Source organism: Actinomyces sp. HMSC075C01 (genome assembly GCF_001812965.1).
Lineage (GTDB): Bacteria > Actinomycetota > Actinomycetes > Actinomycetales > Actinomycetaceae > Actinomyces > Actinomyces acetigenes.
Genome location: NZ_KV810972.1, coordinates 61,151 through 78,798 on the forward strand (window position 1 = coordinate 61,151; position 17,648 = coordinate 78,798).

Sequence of the window (17,648 nt, forward strand, 5' to 3'; positions counted from 1 at the left end):
ACACCCATGACCAAGCATGTCTCCTCCGGTGGCGACGCCACTTCGTCCCCGCGCGACGCGGCCACGGAGAGCCTCCCCACCAGGGACGCCACCGATGCCGTCGACGCCGCAGCGCAGCACCTGCCGCAGGGCGCGGCGGGCGACCCTGGCAGTTGTAGCAACACTGACGGCACCAAGGACGTCAAGGACCTTAAGGACACTGCGGGAACCACTGACTCAGGCTCGGTGAGGACCGAGGTTCTTGCCAAGGACGTTACCAAGGACTCCGCCAAGGGTTCCGGGGCGGCTCGCTCGGCTGCCAGCAGCACCGCCGACACCAGGCTGGGCGGGGCGTGGGCGTCCCCGGATGCTCAGAACGCTGCGACCATTGGCGCAGTGCCCTCCACATCCGCGGCGGCCAAGAAGGCCCGGACCAAGGCGCGTGGGCCCTGGTACCGACGTCGCGTCGTCGTGGGCGCTGCCGGGGTGGCGCTGCTGGCGGGCTCCTTCGGGGCCGGGTGGGGGGCCAACGAGCTCCTCAGCTCCGGCTCCCAGCACGGTCAGGCCCAGCAGCAGGGAGCCGGCAACGGTCAGGGCATGCCCGGAGGGGGCCAGGGAGGTCCTAGTGGGGGAGGACCTGGTGGCCAGGGCGGGCCCGGTGGGCAGATGCCCGGCGGAGGCCTCGGTGGCCAGAACGGTCAAGGCGGCCAGGGCGGTCCGGGAGGGGGCTCCGGTGGAGCCGGCCGAACCACCCCCAACGGCGACGCCTCCAGCGGCTCCGGCTCGAGCGGCGACCAGCAGTCGGGCTCCGGCTCGGGTGATAGCAACCAGAAGGGCGGCTCTGGCTCCTCGGGCGTCCTCCAGCAGCAGGACACTTCTCCGAGCACGCAGAGCTGAGGCCGCCGGCACCGGCCGCCGCCCACAGAACAACATTTTCTTCAAAGGCGACGCGTATTCGTGTCGTCTGTGAAGTTCTTGTCGGTGTGTGCAGATTCGGTTACGGTCGCTGGCACACCTCGCATCGCGCACCCTGATGACACGGAGGAGAGGAACCCGATGACTGACACACGTCCCCGCATGGCGCTGGGCACCATGCACTTCGGAACCCGCCTGTCCGCCGCCCAGTCCCGTGAAATTCTCGACGCCTACCTGGATCTGGGTGGCCAGTGGATCGACACCGCGAACTGCTACGCCTTCTGGGGAGCCGAGTCCGGCCTCGGAGGCCAGAGCGAGACCGTCATCGGCCAGTGGCTCGCTGATCGCGGCGTACGCGACCAGGTGCGGATCAGCACCAAGGTCGGTGCGGAGCCGACCCGCCCCCACGGCTTCCCGGGCGCCGTGGAAGGTCTCGGCAGGGACACAGTCAACCAGGCCATCCGGGACAGTCTGCAGCGTCTGCAGACGGAGCACGTCGACATGTACTGGGCCCATATGGAGGACCGGGCGCAGCCGGTCGCGGATGTCGCTGAGAGCTTCGGCGCCCTGGTTGACCAAGGGCTGACCGCACGGATCGGGCTGTCCAACCACCCGGCCTGGTACGCCGCCGCAGCCAACGTGCACGCCCAGCAACGGGGCTCGGCCGGCTTCAGCGCCCTGCAGCTGCGGGAGTCCTATCTCCACCCGAGGCCGGACACCCCGGTTGAGGGCGAGGACCACCCCCATGGGATGATGACCGTCGAGAGCAAGAACCTCGCCGAGCGCTGCGGGCTGGACCTGTGGGCCTACACGCCGCTGCTCACCGGCGCCTACGAGCACCCGGAACGCCCGCTGCCCGAGGCCTACAGGCACCCGGGGACTGACAAGCGACTGACGGCGCTGCGCACGTGGTCGGACCGTCTTGCCATGAAGCCGAGCCAGGTCGTCCTGGCCCTTCTCAACGCCCAGCAGCCGACCATCACCCCGATCGTGGGCGTCAGCAGCGTCGCCCAGCTCACTGACGCCGTCGAGGCCACCCGCTTCAGTCTTCCGCAGGAGGCCCTTGAGGAGCTCAACGCAGCCGGCTAGACCGAGCGGATCCGAGCCGGCGACCAGCAGGACCACCGCCCACAGATCGACCTTTTCTTCAAAAATGACGCGTATACGTGTCGATTGTGAAGTTCTTGTTGGATATGTGCAGATTCGGTCGCGGGCGCTGGGGGCGGGTCTGGGCTAGGGAAGGTGGCGTTCGGCGCTATTCCACCGTCGGGTGTGGGGAGGATGACGCCGCCAAGCCGCGGCGTGAACTGGCCCCGGTGGCGCACCGCCCACTAGACTTCCCGGAGCAAAGGCAGTGACCCGGCCATCACCGGCGAGCCTCCGGAAGAACCGGGCCCCGGCGCACCAGCGTCGTCGGCCCTCAGTAGAACCGGACGGGACAGCCCGTCACAGCTGGAAACGAAGCGGTCGTGCACGCCGTCCCTCTCGGGGCGCAGCACGGCAAGCGAGGTGGTACCGCGGTGCGGTGCCGGCTGAGGAACTCTCCCCGGCCGAGCCGACGTCGTCCTCGTCAGGCTTCGGGCGCCCGCCCGAGGCGGCAGGAACGAGTGAGACGAGAGCACACCGCGATGGCTGAGAAGATGGCTGACAGCACCACCGCCGACGGCAGCGAGCCGACCGGCGCCGCCTTCTACCCCCTGCACCGCCCGGGGGAGCAGATCGACCCCTCGCCCTCCTTCCCCGCCATTGAGGAGGACGTGCTGGCCTACTGGAAGGCCGACGGCACCTTCCAGGCCTCCATCGACAACCGCGCCGAGCCCTGCGACGAGTTCGTCTTCTACGACGGCCCGCCCTTCGCCAACGGCCTGCCCCACTACGGCCACCTGCTGACCGGCTACGTCAAGGACGCCGTCGGGCGTTACCAGACCCAGCGCGGCAAGCGTGTCGAGCGCCGCTTCGGCTGGGACACCCACGGCCTGCCCGCCGAGCTCGAGGCCCAGCGCCTGCTCGGTATCGACGACGTCACCGAGATCACCCGCCCCGGCGGCATCGGCATCGAGAAGTTCAACGAGGAGTGCCGCTCCTCCGTCCTGCGCTACACCAAGGAGTGGCAGGACTACGTCACCCGCCAGGCGCGCTGGGTCGACTTCGACAACGACTACAAGACCCTCGACCCCGACTACATGGAGTCGGTGCTGTGGGCCTTCAAGCAGCTGTGGGACAAGGGCCTGGCCTACCAGGGCTACCGCGTCCTGCCCTACTGCTGGCACGACCGCACCCCCTTGAGCAACCACGAGCTCAAGATGGACGACGACGTCTACCAGGACCGCCAGGACAACACGGTCACGGTGGGCCTGCGCCTGGAGGAGCCGCTGCGCCAGGGCGCCGAGCGCCCCGAGCTGGTCCTCATCTGGACCACCACGCCCTGGACGCTGCCCTCCAACGTGGCCATCGCCGTGGGGCCCGACGTCGAGTACGTGACCGTCCACGTCGATGAGGACCTCGACTCCCCGGTGGCCGGCCAGGACGTCGTCATCGCGAAGGACCTCCTGGGCTCCTACGCCCGCGAGCTCGGCAAGGACCCGCAGGTACTGGCCACCTGCACCGGGGCCGACCTGGTGGGGCGGCGCTACCACCCGATCTTCGACTACTTCGACGACGCCGCCCACCGGGCCGAGGGCGCCGCCCCCGGGCCGAACGCCTGGACGATCATCGCCGCCGACTTCGTGACCACCTCCGACGGAACCGGCCTGGTGCACATGGCCTCGGCCTTCGGTGAGGACGACATGATCGCCTGCTCCGGGGCCGGCATCGAGACGGTCGTGCCCGTCGACGACGGCGGCTGCCTGACCGAGGAGATCCGCGACTACGCCGGGCTGCAGGTCTTCGAGGCCAACAGGCCCATCGTCGCCGACCTGCGCGACGGGGCCGGCCCCCTGGCCCGCCGCGACGAGAACCAGCGGGCCGTCCTGGTGCGTCAGGCCTCCTACGTGCACTCCTACCCGCACTGCTGGCGCTGCCGCAAGCCGCTCATCTACAAGGCCGTCTCCTCCTGGTTCGTGCGCGTCTCGGCGATCCGTGACCGCATGGTCGAGCTCAACCAGGACATCGACTGGTACCCCGGCCACATCAAGGACGGCATCTTCGGCAAGTGGCTGGCGAACGCGCGCGACTGGTCGATCTCGCGCAATCGCTTCTGGGGCGCGCCCATCCCGGTGTGGGTCAGCGACAACCCCGACTACCCGCGCACCGACGTCTACGGCTCCTACGCCGAGCTCGAGCGCGACTTCGGCGTGAAGGTCACCGACCTGCACCGCCCCTTCATCGACACCCTCGTGCGGCCCAACCCCGACGACCCCACGGGTCAGTCCATGATGCGCCGCATCCCCGACGTCCTGGACTGCTGGTTCGAGTCCGGCTCGATGCCCTTTGCCCAGGTGCACTACCCCTTCGAGAACGTCGAGTGGTTCGAGTCGCACTACCCGGGCGACTTCATCGTGGAGTACATCGGCCAGACCCGCGGCTGGTTCTACACCCTCCACGTCCTGGCCACCGCCCTGTTCGACCGGCCCGCCTTCACCTCCTGCGTCTCCCACGGCATCCTCCTGGGCAACGACGGGGCCAAGATGAGCAAGTCGCTGCGCAACTACCCGGACGTCTCCATGGTCTTCGACCGCGACGGGGCCGACGCCATGCGCTGGTTCCTGCTCTCGGCGCCGGTCATGCGCGGGGGCAACCTCGTGGTCACCGACAAGGCCATCCGCGACACTGTGCGCCAGGTGGTGCTGCCGCTGTGGAACACCTGGTACTTCTTCGCGCTCTACGCGGGTCAGGTGGGCCAGTCCGGCTACGTCACCGACGGCGTCGACCTGGGCGACGCGAGCCTGTTCGCCAAGCACGGCGGCCTGCACGTCATGGACCGCTACGTCCTGGCCCGCACTAAGGACCTGGCCGAGACGGTGGCCGCCCAGATGGACGGCTACGACATCACCGGGGCCTGCGCCACGATCCGCGACTTCCTCGACGTGCTCACCAACTGGTACCTGCGCACCTCGCGCCAGCGCTTCACCGACGGCGAGACGGCCGCCTTCGACACCCTGGCCACCGTGCTGCGCGTGCTCACTGAGGTGATGGCGCCGCTGGCGCCGCTGGTGAGCGAGGAGATCTGGCGGGGCCTGACCGGTGGGCGCTCCGTGCACCTGACCGACTGGCCCGTCCTGCCCGAGCATGTCGCCAACGCCGAGCTCGTCACGGCTATGGACGAGGCCCGAGCCGCCGTCTCGGCCGCCCTGAGCCTGCGCAAGGCCGAGAAGCTGCGCGTGCGCCAGCCGCTTCGAAGCTTAACCATCGCCACGGCGGACCCGGCCGGGCTAACCCCCTTCCGCGAGCTCGTGGCCGAGGAGGTCAACGTCAAGGAGGTGCGGGTCCTGGACGCCGAGTCCGCCGGCTACGAGGCCCGAACGGACCTGGCCCTCAACCCGCGCGCCTTCAGCCCCGAGGTCCGCAAGCTCACCTCCAGGCTTTTCGCCGCCGTCAAGGCGGGCCAGTGGGAGCTCACCGAGGACGGGGACGTGCGCTTCGACGACGTCCTGCTCGACGGAACCCCCGTGCTCCTGGAGGCGGAGGACTCCGCCTTCACCCTGACCACCCGCATCGAGGTCGACGACGACTCCCTGGCCGCCACCATGCTGCCCTCGGGAGCCTTCGTGGTCCTGGACACCGCCCTCGACGACGCCCTGGAGGCCGAGGGCTGGGCCCGCGACCTGGTGCGCCTGGTCCAGGACGAGCGCAAGGCCGCCGGCCTGCACGTGGGGGACCGGATTCGCCTGGAGCTGAGGGTTCCCCAGGACAAGGACGCCTGGACTGGTGCCCACCTGGACCTCATCAAGCGGGAGGTCGGCTGCGTGGACGCCTCCGTTGTGGCGGACCCGGCTGTGAAGGAGCCCACCGCCACCGTCGAGAAGGTCACCGAGACGGCCACGGGGGCGGGCAAGGCCTGATCGGGATCCGGGCCTGAGCACCTACGGGACCGGCAGACCGCGTGAATCGGTCTGCCGGTCCCGCAAGTATGTCCAGTACCGGGCTTCTCGGCTTGTCTCGCAATGGATCGCGAGAAGACACGGCGCCGATATTCACCGCTCCGGTTAAAGTAGCTTCATCAACCTTCTGCGTAGAGAGTGGATGCCAGCGCCTCTCCTATGTTACAGGTCTCATGATGAGTGGTCCGCGTGCTACTATTTCCCGTGGAAACTCGGCTCCTGAGGCCCGTTTGATTGAAAAGTTGAACTGCCTCTGGGGTGGGCTGCTACTGCTGAGCGGAAGTACGCAGTTTCCGCTGAAACACTCCAAATCCCCTGCGGACGAACCTCAGTGTCGAGGTCCATTCGGCTTCACCCTCCAACGAAGGAGATCCCTGTGACGCTCTCGGAGCAAGCCCGATCCGTGTGGGCCAAGTTCGGCTATGACCCCGAGAGTCGCCACTGGCTCCCACTCTGGCTGCATCTGCTCGACGCCGCAGCAGTGGCTGAGCACCTCGCCAGACACTGGTTGGCGCCCACCGTCCTCGAACTCATTGAGCGCGAGTTCGAGGACTCCGACTCAGGACTGACCCCGGTGGAGGAGTTCTGTCTGCTCACCTCCTGGATTGCCGGGGTGCACGATATCGGCAAGTGCACCCCGGCCTTCTCCGTCCAGGCCCCGGCCCTCGACGACCGCATGAAGGAGGCAGGGCTGATCCACGAACCGGTGGATCCTCTCGAGCGGCGCAAGGTACCACACGCCCTGGCTGGGCATGTGATCTTGGAGAACTGGCTCATGGAAGGCCATGGTTGGGACCTTGAACCCGCCGAGGCCCTCGCCTCCGTCGTCGGCGCACATCACGGTATCCCGCCCACGACGGCGGCTCTCACCACCGACTACTACGGGCATGAGCACCTCCTCGGCGAGGATGAGGCGTGGAGCGTGACCCGCCACGAGCTCCTCGAACTCGTGACACGATGCACCGGTGCTGCGGCTCCTCTTCCTCGCTGGGCGCGTCACCGATGGTCCCAGCCCTTCCTCGTGGAGCTCTCGGGGCTGCTCATCGTCTCGGACTGGATCGCCTCGACCGAAGCCTATTTCCCGCTGCTGCCCCTCGAGGACGACGGTGCGCGCCTGCTCGCGCCCGACGCCCATGCCCTTCGTGCGGCCACCGGCCTGTCGCGTCTGGAGATCCCCGCACCATGGCGTCCCCGCGACGAGGGCGCCGCTCCCGACTGTCTGCTCACCAGTCGTTTCAACCTGCCCGATGGTGCTCGCGCCACCGACGTCCAGGCCCGCACACTCCAGGCCGCCCGCACCATGGGCCTGCCGGGCATGCTTATCGTCCAGGAGTCCACGGGAGGAGGGAAGACTGAGGCGGCTCTCATGGCCGCCGAGGTGCTCGCCGCCCGCACACGCCGCTCCGGAATCCTCTTCGCCCTCCCCACCCAGGCGACCACGGACGCCATGTTCTCCCGCGAGCTCAACTGGCTGGAGAACATTGAGGAGGCCTACGCCGGTAAGGGGGCGCCGTCGGAGTTCGCGGCTCAGCTCCTGCACGGACGGTCTCGACTCAACAAGGAGGCGCAGCTTCTGCGACGCCGCGGTTACGAGATCCGTGACCGGCTCCTTGGATCGCTTGACGACTCGACCGGCGAGAGCCCACGCCCTATCGGGATCGGATGGGACGAGGAAGAGGCTCGAACGGGCCGTGCCGCAGACTCCGAGGACGGCCGCAGAGCCGACCTGGCGATCCTGGCCTGGTTCAGCGGACGCAAGAAGTCGATGCTGTCGGACTTCGTCGTCACTACCGTGGACCACCTGCTGTTCGGGGCAATGCGTTCCCCACACCTGGCCATGCGACACCTGGGACTGTCCCGCAAGGTCGTCATTGTCGACGAGGTGCACTCCTACTCCACGTACATGAACGTCTACCTGGACCGGGTCCTGACCTGGCTCGCAGCCTACGGGGTGCCAGTGGTGCTCCTGTCTGCCACACTGTCCGAGGCCCGTTGCTCCGCCATGGTCGATGCCTACCGACGGGGCCTGCGCCTGGTAGCAGGTAAGCGCGTCCGCCGGCGTCCCGCCCCTGAGAACGTGCACACTCCCTTCCCCTGCCTGGTCACTGCTAGTGAGGAGCGCACTGAGGTCGTCCCGACCGCGTCGGGACGACGCAGCACAGTCCGGCTCAGACGGCTTACGAAGGACGCTCTGATCCCGCTCTTGGAGGAGGCCCTCGTCGACGGCGGCTGCGCGCTGGTGGTACGCAACACGGTGCGGCGCGCCCAGGAGACCTATGAGCGGCTGCGCGAGCACTTTGGTGAGGACGTCAGTCTCAACCACGCCCGGTTCACGATCGGCGACCGGCTCGCCAAGGACAAGGATCTTCTTAACCGCTTTGGTCCTCCGCGCAAGGCTGGAAAGCGCCCGCGCAGAGCCATCGTCGTCGCCACCCAGGTCGTCGAGCAGTCTCTCGACGTCGACTTCGACCTGCTCGTCACTGACCTCGCTCCCATCGACCTGGTCCTCCAGCGCATGGGACGCCTGCACCGTCACCAGCGGCGGCGGCCGCCCCGACTTGCCGAGCCCGTCTGCTACATCGACTGGCTGCCATCGATGTCGTCTCCCGAGCTCTCGTTGGAACCGGGGGCCAAGGCGATCTATGGCGAGCAGGACATGCTCATGAGCGCGGCCGCACTGGACCGGGCGATCGACGGCTCCGGCATCGTCACGGTTCCCGATGATGTCCACGACCTCATTGAGGCCGTCTACGGTCCCGATGCCCCAGTACCGCCGTCGTGGAGGGAAGCCATCGACCGAGCTCGAGAGAAGTACGCGACGAGTAACCGTGCGAAGCACGAGGCTGCTCAGGGATTCCTTCTGAATGAGCCCGAGCGGAGAGGGAAGGGTGCCTCCCTGATCGGCTGGCTGCACGTGACGGCCTCCGACAACGAGGAGAGGGGACGCGCCCAGGTCCGCGACGGTGAGGACTCCCTGGAGGTCATCCTCCTGGACCTGCGCCGGGTAGGCGGTCAGGAGGAGTTACGCACCCTGCCATCCGCACCGGAGGCTCCAGGAGCTATGATCCCCACAGACCGTGCCCCGGACAAGAAGATCGCCCGCGCCATGGCCCTGTCTGCCGTGAGGCTGCCCCCGCGTCTGAGCAACCCGAGCAGGATCGACCAGGTCATTGATGAGCTGGAAATACGTGTCGTACCCGCCTGGCAGGATGATCCGCAGCTCCGCGGACAGCTGTTCCTTCTCCTGGATAAGGGCCGGGCGCAACTGGCCGACACGGTACTCGAGTACTCCCCATCCACCGGGCTCAAGGAGGTCCAATCAGAATGACGCAGCGTTTCAATCTTCTTGACGAGCCCTGGATTCGGGTGACCCGGCTCGACGGCGCTCCCGACGAGGTCTCTCTCCTCGCCTTGTTCCAGGAGGCGACGGACATCGCCGGGATCCACGGCGAGATCGCCAGCCAGGATGTGGCCATCCTGCGCTTGCTGCTGGCCATCTGCCACCGCACCATGGATGGGCCGGAGGACCTGGACACCTGGAGGGAGTACTGGGAGGAGCCCGAGCGCTTGGGACGGGACGCCAGTACCTACCTGGAGCGCTACCGGGAGCGCTTCGACCTGCGCGACCCGGATCGCCCCTTCTTCCAGGTCGCAGGTATCCACGCGGCATCGGGCAAGATCTCGGGGCTGGAGTCCCTCATCGCGGACGTCCCCAACGGAAATCCCTTCTTCACGACTCGTATTGCTCAAGGTCTGGAATCCATCGGCTGGGCGGAGGCGGCCAGATGGCTGGTTCACGTCCACGCCTTCGACCCGTCCGGCATTCGCACCGGAGCCGTCGGAGATCCCCAGGTCAAAGGGGGAAAGGGGTACCCAATCGGCCCCGGGTGGACAGGGCAGATCGGCACCGTGACCGTGGCGGGCGAAAGCCTGGAGCAGACGCTGCTCCTCAACACCGTTGTCTGTGAGGAGCTCTCCGATCTGGTCGATGTCGACCCAGAGCAGGATCTTGCTCCGTGGGAGCACGAGAGTGATGGCCCGGCGGGTTCCCACGACCTGGAACCTACGGGGCCCGTGTCCTGCTACACGTGGCAGACGCGCCGCGTGCTGCTGCACGGAGGCGATGAGGGAGTCACCGGTCTTTTCCTCGGCAATGGCGACAAGGCAACGCCTCAGAACCGGTATCTGGTGGAACCGATGTCCGCATGGCGCTTCTCCGAACCCCAGACCAAGAAGCTCAAAACGCCCGTCTACATGCCGTGCAAGTTGCCGACGGACAGAGCATTCTGGCGGGGGCTGTCAACCGTCGTGGCTCAGCTGAGCCCGAAGGTGACGGTAAAAGGCGCAGGGGAAGTGACACGATACCGTTCTCCAGGTGTCGTCTCCTTCTATCAGGAGCTCATGCGTCGCAGAATCGTGCCTGTAGGAGGTCTCATTCCTTTACGTGCCGTCGGCGTCGAGTACGGCAGCAACGAGTCGACCGTCGCCGAGCTCGTCGACGACGTCCTGTCGCTGCCGGCGGGTCTGCTCGATCCCGAGAACAGGCGCCTGCTCGCCGTTGTGCACGACGCCATGGAGGAGACGGAGCATGTCGCCTCCGCACTGCGGAACCTGGCTGGGAACCTGGACCGTGCTCGCGGTGGGAGCCCGGATACGGCATCGGCTGCGCGCGAGCATGCCAGTGCCGCCTTCTACCAGGTCATCGATGAGCGTTTCCCCCGATGGCTCGCCTCTCTGGACGAAGCCGAGCCGGTCAGTGCGCACGACCTGTGGCGCAATCTGCTGCGCTCCGAGGCATGGGGACAGCAGGAAGCGCTGGCATCCGCTGTGCCAGACACCGCCTTCGCCGGGCGTGGAGAGGGGAAGGGGCGGATGGACGTCGGCAAGGCGTTGTTCTTCTTCCGCCGTGCTCTGAATGTGGCTGTACCGGCACCTGCGCAGCAAGACAGTATCGCTGAGAACAATATGAATGAAGAAAGGACACCGGCATGACTGTGTCGGATACCAGTACACACGCCAACCCTGCAGAAGCAGCGCTGCCTGGAGCGCGCCAGCGGCCCTACCGTCCGCGGCTGGAGGAGAATGCCGGCCGCCTCGTCGACCAGCGCATTGGTGGAACGAAGAGGCAGGAGGGCCTGCAAGCCCGCTATCGGCGCAATGAGGCGCGAGCACGCGGTGAGCTGGCCGTTCTGCGCAAGGGCGCGAACAGGCCGCCCGGTGAGCTTCCCGAGATCTGGGAACTCACGAGCGTCCACGTTCCCGACTATGCAGGTGACGCCCCCACATGGGAGGAGACTGCCGTCCATACTGCGATGACGCTCTATGCCGTGCACCAGCAGTCACGGACCGAACCCATGTTCGTGCCCGGAAGAGGGCTCGGCCATGCCGCCCGCAGCCTGATCGGTCCACCGGACGACGAGAATCCTTCGGCCCGGGCGCGATTCAACGCTCTGGTCACCTCGACGACCGTCACCGAGCTGCGTCACCACCTGCGGGGCTTCATCTCGCTGCTCCGAGCCCGGAGCATCACCTTGGATCACGCCATGCTCGCAGACGACATCCTTCACTTCCAGCAACCGGGCGGAGCCAGAAAGGTTCGCCTGACCTGGTCACGGGAGTACCAGTTCCTGTCTGCCGATTCCTTAGCCTCTTCCGACGATACCACCCTGGCATCTGCAACCAACTCAACGATAACCGAGCCAACCCCGGAGAACTGACAATGAGCACCTACATCGATATTCACATCATCCAGAACCTTCCGCCCTCCTGCGTCAACCGAGACGACTCGGGCTCACCCAAATCTGCTGTATACGGCGGCGTCCGCCGTCTGCGGGTCTCCAGCCAGTCCTGGAAACGAGCAACGCGTCTGTACTTCAATGACCTGCTGGACGCCGATGACGTCGGCGTACGCACGAAGCGAGTCGTCGAGGTGCTGGGCTCGGCGATTGCAAAGGATGCACCTGAACTCGCGGAGAACGCTACTGCGCTCGCCGAGGGAGTGTTCAAGGCGGCCAAGATCAAGCTCTCACCTCCGCGCGGCAAGAAAGACGGGACTCAGGAGTCCGGATACCTTCTGTTCCTGTCCGCCAGCCAGATCGCGCGCCTGGCAGAGCTGGCTGTTGCCTCAGTCCGCGACGGTGAGGCGCTCGACGCCAAGGCAGTCAAGAAGATCTTCAAGGAAACGCACGCCGTCGATATCGCATTGTTTGGACGCATGGTCGCCGACGACACAGACCTCAACGTTGATGCCGCCTGCCAGGTGGCCCACGCTATCTCCACACACGCCGCTGAGAACGAGTACGATTTCTTCACCGCCGTCGACGATGAGAAGGACCGCTCAGAGGAGGAGGACGCCGGTGCCGGAATGATGGGAACGGTGGAGTTCTCCTCGGCCACCATGTACCGTTACTCCACCGTTAATCTCGACATGCTGGTTGAGAACCTCGGGGACGGTGAGGCGGCACTGCGAGCGCTTGAGGTCTTCATCAGGGGCTTCTGCCTGTCCATGCCCACAGGGAAGCAGAACACGTTCGCCAACCGGACCCTCCCGGAAGTCATCGTTGTTTCTATCCGTGACGACCAACCCGTTTCCCTCGTTGGTGCCTTCGAGGAACCGGTGCCGGAGGCCTCCGGCACCGGTTACGTCGACCGTTCAGTGGGGGCGCTCGCTCAGTACACTAAGATGATCGAGAAGAACTACGGGGTGACGCCACTGAGCAGTTTCGTCGTTGCCCTCAAGGATTCAGACACCGTCTCCTCGCTCGGTGAGCGCGTGTCCTTCGTCAACCTGCCCGATCGGGTCCGTCAGGTAGTGGATTCCCGAGTGAGCCATGAGGAGCGATCCTGATGACCGTCCTCCTCCTGCGACTCGCAGGACCTATGCAGGCCTGGGGGGTGAAATCTCGTTTCACCGTCCGCTCCACCGAGCTTGAGCCGTCCAAGAGCGGCATCATTGGCATGTTGGCTGCCGCTGTCGGCCGACGCCGGACGGACCCGATCGAGGATCTCCTGTCCCTGCGGTTCGGGGTGCGCAAGGACCAGCCCGGTCGAGTCATCAGGGACTTCCACACGGCACGCACCCTCGACGGCAAGGACTCCATGCCCCTGTCGGGCCGGTACTACCTCGCCGACGCCGTCTTCCTCGCAGGTATCGAAGGTGATCGTCCCCTCCTGGAGGGCATTGACGAGGCGCTTCACCATCCGGCTTTCCCGCTATACCTCGGGAGGCGCTCCTGCCCGCCGACGCCTCCCGTGTCCCTGGGCCTTCGGGAGGCGTCGCTGCTCGATGTGCTTCGGACCGAGCCCTGGCTCGCTTCACCGTGGTTCCAGAAACGGCATCGCAGCCGTGTCTTTGACGCGGAGCTGCTGATCGACCAGGAGGCCGTACCCGTAGGGGAGCGGGGCTCGGCTCGCGGCAGTCGTGATGTACCGGTTTCCTTCGATCCGCGACGCCGCGACTATGACTTCCGCCAGGTTGAACGGCTCATGGTGCAGGTTGGTGTGCCTGAAGCGGACGCACATGATCCCATGCTTGCGTTGGAGGAGGCGAACCAGTGTTCCTAACAAAGATCGAGCTGGCCCCGGAGCGTCGCCTTGCACGCAAGTTTCTGGGGTCGTCTCAGGCCATGCACGCCGTCGTCATGAGTGCCACCGGAGGTCATGACGGGAACGGACCCGGACGCGTCCTGTGGCGGGTCGACCGAGGCGAGACAACGGCGCTGTACGTACTCTCACCGTTGGAGCCTGACTGCTCTCAGCTCGTCGCGGAGGCGGGGGCGGTCGGCACCCAGCCGCGGACCCTGGACTACTCGCCGTTCCTCACCTCGTTGGATACAGGGCAGCTGTGGGCCTTCCGTCTTGCGGCGAACCCGTCCTACTCGGCCTCGAAGGGACCGGGAGTGCGCGGACAGCGGTATGGGCACGTCACCGTTGAACAGCAGCGGCAGTGGCTTATTGAACGCACCCCACGATTCGGCTTCGAGCTTATGCCCGTGGACCCTGATGATGGCGGGGGGATTGATGAGGCCGTCTTGGTCACGCACCGGGAACGCCCCGTTTTCAGCCGGCGACGACCAGGGGGCGAGGGGTACGACCGCGTGACTATCAACCGCACCGTCTACGAAGGTGTTCTGCGTGTCACCGATCCCGAGTCCCTGCGCCGTGCGCTCGTCTCCGGGATCGGCCGGTCCAAGGCCTACGGCTGCGGGCTCATGACGCTCGCCCGGGTGCGGAAGGCCTGATTATGGTCAGGATGCTGCCGGTTCCGGTGACGGCGCTGCCCCGGGTCCAGGACCGGATGTCCTTCCTCTACCTGGAGCACTGCGTGGTGCATCGGGAGGATGGTGCCCTGACCGCACGCAACGACCAGGGCACCATCCGCGTTCCCGCTGCCTCGCTGGTCGCCGTCCTCCTCGGCCCGGGAACGTCGGTCAGTCACCAGGCGATGAGCCTGCTCGGCGAGTGTGGGACGACGGCGGTCTGGGTTGGTGAACGTGGCGTGCGCTACTATGCGCACGGCCGCTCCCTGGCTACCTCCACCCGACTGTTGGTGGAGCAAGCGGCCAGGGTCTCCTCTCCCCAGAAGCGACTTCGGGTGGCGCGCGAGATGTACTGCATGCGTTTCAGCGGTGAAAACGTCGAGGGGCTCACCATGCAGCAGCTCAGGGGCCGGGAAGGCGCTCGGGTTCGCGAGGTGTATCGAGACAACTCCAGACGTACCGGGGTCCCCTGGACTCGACGCGACTACCGTCCCGATGACTTTGAAGCGTCGGATCCGATCAACCAGGCGCTCTCAGCCGCGCACGCCGCCCTGTACGGCGTCGTCCACGGGGTGATCGTCTCCCTGGGCTGTTCTCCGGGGCTCGGCTTCGTCCACACCGGGCATGAGCGGTCTTTCGTGTACGACGTTGCCGATCTGTACAAGGCGGAGACGACGATCCCCATCGCCTTCGATGTCGTCTCTGAGGGGATGGATGACCTCACTGGGACCACTCGCAGGCGAGTTCGGGACAAGGTCTTCGAGCTCAAGATCATCGAACGGACGGTCAAAGATATCTACCGCTTGCTTGAGGTTGACGATCTGGAAGACATGAGCATCAACGTCGTCTCCCTGTGGGACTATCAGCAGCGTGCTGTAGCTGGTGGGGCGAATTACGCCGGAGAGGACGCAGGGGGATGGTAGTCCTGGTTCTCTCCGCTGCCCCTGCCTCGTTGCGGGGCTCTATGACCCGCTGGCTGTTAGAGGTCTCTCCTGGGGTCTTCGTCGGGCATCTCTCAGCTCGAGTGCGAGAGCAGTTGTGGGAGCTGGTGCGCGCATACATCGGGGAGGGACGGGCTCTACTGATCTGGTCGGTGCGATCCGAGCAACGGTTCGAGATCGCCTCCCTGGCGCACGAACGTGAACCGGTCGATATCGAAGGGTGCCTTGTCATGCGCACCCCGTACCGGCAGATCGAGGGATCGCAGGCGATCCCCGGCGCCGTCAAGCCTCCGAAGGAGTCCTGGTCGATCGCTGCGAGACGACGACGCTATCGGAACTCTGCGGAGCGAGCGCTAGGTCGGCAGTGAAGGCAAACGAGGTCTGGTAGTGTGGCTCGTCGTTGGGATTCCAAGGATCCGCAAGCGTAAACCCCGCGCGAGCGGGGATGATCCGGGTCTGGTCAAGAAGAGGGTGTCCGCTGACGGGTAAACCCCGCGCGAGCGGGGATGATCCGGGACTGGCCCTGAAAGGCGCTCAGAATGGCTTGTAAACCCCGCGCGAGCGGGGATGATCCCGCGTGCGCCGCCGAAGTCGGATACAGCCGCTGGTAAACCCCGCGCGAGCGGGGATGATCCGCACATTCGTATAGCAGAGGACTCGTATCCGTAGTAAACCCCGCGCGAGCGGGGATGATCCAAGAATCAGGTCCTCAGGCTTAGCCGAGACAGGGTAAACCCCGCGCGAGCGGGGATGATCCCACCGAGTTCGACTTCGTGCGCCAGCTGGAATGGTAAACCCCGCGCGAGCGGGGATGATCCCACGTAGGTACCGAAACGGTTAATGGATTTGTGGTAAACCCCGCGCGAGCGGGGATGATCCAGGAGTCCTTGACCCGCGTGGACTCGGTGGCGGGTAAACCCCGCGCGAGCGGGGATGATCCGAACCACGACACCGCCGGGGTGTCCACTCCTGGGTAAACCCCGCGCGAGCGGGGATGATCCTGCGCTTATGGTAGTCAAGAGACGCGTCATTGCGTAAACCCCGCGCGAGCGGGGATGATCCGAAATCCCATTAATCTCCCTTTCTGTGCACAAAGTAAACCCCGCGCGAGCGGGGATGATCCCGCGTTGGCCGTGCTCTTCAACGTCTCCTACGCGTAAACCCCGCGCGAGCGGGGATGATCCCGTCGTCAGCCAGGCCCAGACCAATGATTTGAGGTAAACCCCGCGCGAGCGGGGATGATCCCGGCAACCACTACTCGGCCCGCTGGTCGTGGAGGTAAACCCCGCGCGAGCGGGGATGATCCGCCGGCCCGAGGGGGCAACGCCTACCGCGGCGCGTAAACCCCGCGCGAGCGGGGATGATCCCACGGCCGTGTCGGTCATGATGTCGAGTGCCTGGTAAACCCCGCGCGAGCGGGGATGATCCGTCATCGGGAGGGCACAGGAGCCCAACCCAATCGTAAACCCCGCGCGAGCGGGGATGATCCGTGAGAGAAACGTCATAGGCGGTGGCGGCATAGGTAAACCCCGCGCGAGCGGGGATGATCCGCGGGAGAGCTTCTCCAGAGTCACGGGGTGATCGTAAACCCCGCGCGAGCGGGGATGATCCCCCAGGATCGTCCTAGCGCGCCTCATGGAGGCGGTAAACCCCGCGCGAGCGGGGATGATCCTGGGCGCATTTATTACCGCATATGCCCGAAAGGGTAAACCCCGCGCGAGCGGGGATGATCCCGACATCTACATCATGGCGCAAGCGATGCGCGTGTAAACCCCGCGCGAGCGGGGATGATCCCGGCTTAATGTACACATCCTGGTACTTGCTCTGGTAAACCCCGCGCGAGCGGGGATGATCCGATCGCGTCGAGCTCGTCGTCGCTGACGCGACTGTAAACCCCGCGCGAGCGGGGATGATCCCGGCCAGGAGACCTGCCCGGTCGGCTTGCGTGTGTAAACCCCGCGCGAGCGGGGATGATCCCGACTTCCAGGATTGGGCGTATGAGGCCATGGGGTAAACCCCGCGCGAGCGGGGATGATCCCTGCTCCGTGAACTCCTCTGGTGAGATAAACTGGTAAACCCCGCGCGAGCGGGGATGATCCCCTCACCCAGACCACTGTGGTGGCCGGGACCGGGTAAACCCCGCGCGAGCGGGGATGATCCCGGCTCGACGCCTCAGACTATGACTTTGAGGCAGTAAACCCCGCGCGAGCGGGGATGATCCGGCCGGCTCTACCGTGTTCGCGCGCGTCGAGGTGTAAACCCCGCGCGAGCGGGGATGATCCGGTCGGCAACCTTCAGGACGTGCTAGTCTCTCTGTAAACCCCGCGCGAGCGGGGATGATCCCGAGAGGGACAAGAAGGGTGACGGCAGCCGCGAGTAAACCCCGCGCGAGCGGGGATGATCCCCGCGGCGCTGTTCTCTGACGGCAGCAGGAAGAGTAAACCCCGCGCGAGCGGGGATGATCCTGTCCCACCAACCCATAGAGGCTTATTCATAGGGGTGTTTGGGGTGTTTTG

The 17,648-nt window shown here is 66.1% G+C and carries 11 protein-coding genes and 1 CRISPR repeat array; all 11 genes read left to right on the plus strand.

Annotated elements, in window-relative coordinates:
• Window positions 1-6: 6 nt before the first annotated feature.
• The 11 genes from HMPREF2883_RS14640 (at window position 7) to cas2e (ending at window position 15,500) form a co-directional block, all read left to right on the plus strand.
• Window positions 7-876 carry a hypothetical protein gene (locus HMPREF2883_RS14640; RefSeq protein WP_070659081.1) on the plus strand — a complete coding sequence of 290 codons (870 nt, stop codon included), beginning with the start codon at window positions 7-9 and terminating at the stop codon, window positions 874-876.
• Between the two features lie 159 nt (window positions 877-1,035).
• Entirely contained in the window at window positions 1,036-1,983 is a 948-nt protein-coding gene (locus HMPREF2883_RS03980) for an aldo/keto reductase (protein WP_070659082.1), read from the plus strand.
• 539 nt (window positions 1,984-2,522) lie between these two features.
• On the plus strand, window positions 2,523-5,894 hold the full coding sequence (ileS, locus tag HMPREF2883_RS03985) for an isoleucine--tRNA ligase (protein ID WP_070659083.1): 3,372 nt from the start codon (window positions 2,523-2,525) through the stop codon (window positions 5,892-5,894).
• Window positions 5,895-6,309: 415 nt separating this feature from the next.
• A complete protein-coding gene (locus tag HMPREF2883_RS03990) occupies window positions 6,310-9,261 on the plus strand; it encodes a CRISPR-associated helicase/endonuclease Cas3 (RefSeq protein ID WP_070659084.1) in 2,952 nt (983 codons plus the stop codon).
• Entirely contained in the window at window positions 9,258-10,925 is a 1,668-nt protein-coding gene (casA, locus tag HMPREF2883_RS03995; RefSeq protein ID WP_070659085.1) for a type I-E CRISPR-associated protein Cse1/CasA, read from the plus strand. Before HMPREF2883_RS03990 ends, casA begins: the two co-directional genes overlap by 4 nt.
• Window positions 10,922-11,650, plus strand: coding sequence for a type I-E CRISPR-associated protein Cse2/CasB (gene casB, locus HMPREF2883_RS04000; RefSeq protein WP_070659086.1), 729 nt, complete (start codon window positions 10,922-10,924; stop codon window positions 11,648-11,650). The genes casA and casB overlap by 4 nt, the downstream gene beginning before the upstream one ends.
• A 2-nt stretch (window positions 11,651-11,652) precedes the next feature.
• Complete coding sequence (gene cas7e / locus HMPREF2883_RS04005; protein ID WP_070659087.1) at window positions 11,653-12,780, plus strand: type I-E CRISPR-associated protein Cas7/Cse4/CasC; 1,128 nt, start codon at window positions 11,653-11,655, stop codon at window positions 12,778-12,780.
• Window positions 12,780-13,496 (plus strand): type I-E CRISPR-associated protein Cas5/CasD, encoded by a 717-nt coding sequence (gene cas5e, locus HMPREF2883_RS04010; protein ID WP_070659088.1) that lies wholly within the window; start codon window positions 12,780-12,782, stop codon window positions 13,494-13,496. The genes cas7e and cas5e overlap by 1 nt, the downstream gene beginning before the upstream one ends.
• Window positions 13,487-14,173: a type I-E CRISPR-associated protein Cas6/Cse3/CasE gene (gene cas6e / locus HMPREF2883_RS04015; protein WP_070659089.1), complete on the plus strand. Its 687-nt coding sequence runs from the start codon at window positions 13,487-13,489 to the stop codon at window positions 14,171-14,173. The genes cas5e and cas6e overlap by 10 nt, the downstream gene beginning before the upstream one ends.
• A gap of 2 nt (window positions 14,174-14,175) precedes the next feature.
• Complete coding sequence (cas1e, locus tag HMPREF2883_RS04020; protein WP_070659090.1) at window positions 14,176-15,114, plus strand: type I-E CRISPR-associated endonuclease Cas1e; 939 nt, start codon at window positions 14,176-14,178, stop codon at window positions 15,112-15,114.
• Between the two features lie 41 nt (window positions 15,115-15,155).
• Complete coding sequence (gene cas2e, locus HMPREF2883_RS04025) at window positions 15,156-15,500, plus strand: type I-E CRISPR-associated endoribonuclease Cas2e (RefSeq protein WP_371080333.1); 345 nt, start codon at window positions 15,156-15,158, stop codon at window positions 15,498-15,500.
• 56 nt (window positions 15,501-15,556) lie between these two features.
• A CRISPR array of direct repeats spans window positions 15,557-17,597; the repeat unit is 28 nt; unit sequence GTAAACCCCGCGCGAGCGGGGATGATCC.
• Window positions 17,598-17,648: the final 51 nt, after the last annotated feature.

What these genes read in the sequence shown, in the direction of transcription:
- HMPREF2883_RS14640 (WP_070659081.1), top strand. Translation starts at nt 7, where the DNA reads ATGACCAAGCATGTCTCCTCCGGTGGCGACGCCACTTCGTCCCCGCGC.
- HMPREF2883_RS03980 (WP_070659082.1), top strand. Translation starts at nt 1,036, where the DNA reads ATGACTGACACACGTCCCCGCATGGCGCTGGGCACCATGCACTTCGGA.
- ileS (WP_070659083.1), top strand. Translation starts at nt 2,523, where the DNA reads ATGGCTGAGAAGATGGCTGACAGCACCACCGCCGACGGCAGCGAGCCG.
- casA (WP_070659085.1), top strand. Translation starts at nt 9,258, where the DNA reads ATGACGCAGCGTTTCAATCTTCTTGACGAGCCCTGGATTCGGGTGACC.
- casB (WP_070659086.1), top strand. Translation starts at nt 10,922, where the DNA reads ATGACTGTGTCGGATACCAGTACACACGCCAACCCTGCAGAAGCAGCG.
- cas7e (WP_070659087.1), top strand. Translation starts at nt 11,653, where the DNA reads ATGAGCACCTACATCGATATTCACATCATCCAGAACCTTCCGCCCTCC.
- cas5e (WP_070659088.1), top strand. Translation starts at nt 12,780, where the DNA reads ATGACCGTCCTCCTCCTGCGACTCGCAGGACCTATGCAGGCCTGGGGG.
- cas1e (WP_070659090.1), top strand. Translation starts at nt 14,176, where the DNA reads ATGGTCAGGATGCTGCCGGTTCCGGTGACGGCGCTGCCCCGGGTCCAG.
- cas2e (WP_371080333.1), top strand. Translation starts at nt 15,156, where the DNA reads ATGACCCGCTGGCTGTTAGAGGTCTCTCCTGGGGTCTTCGTCGGGCAT.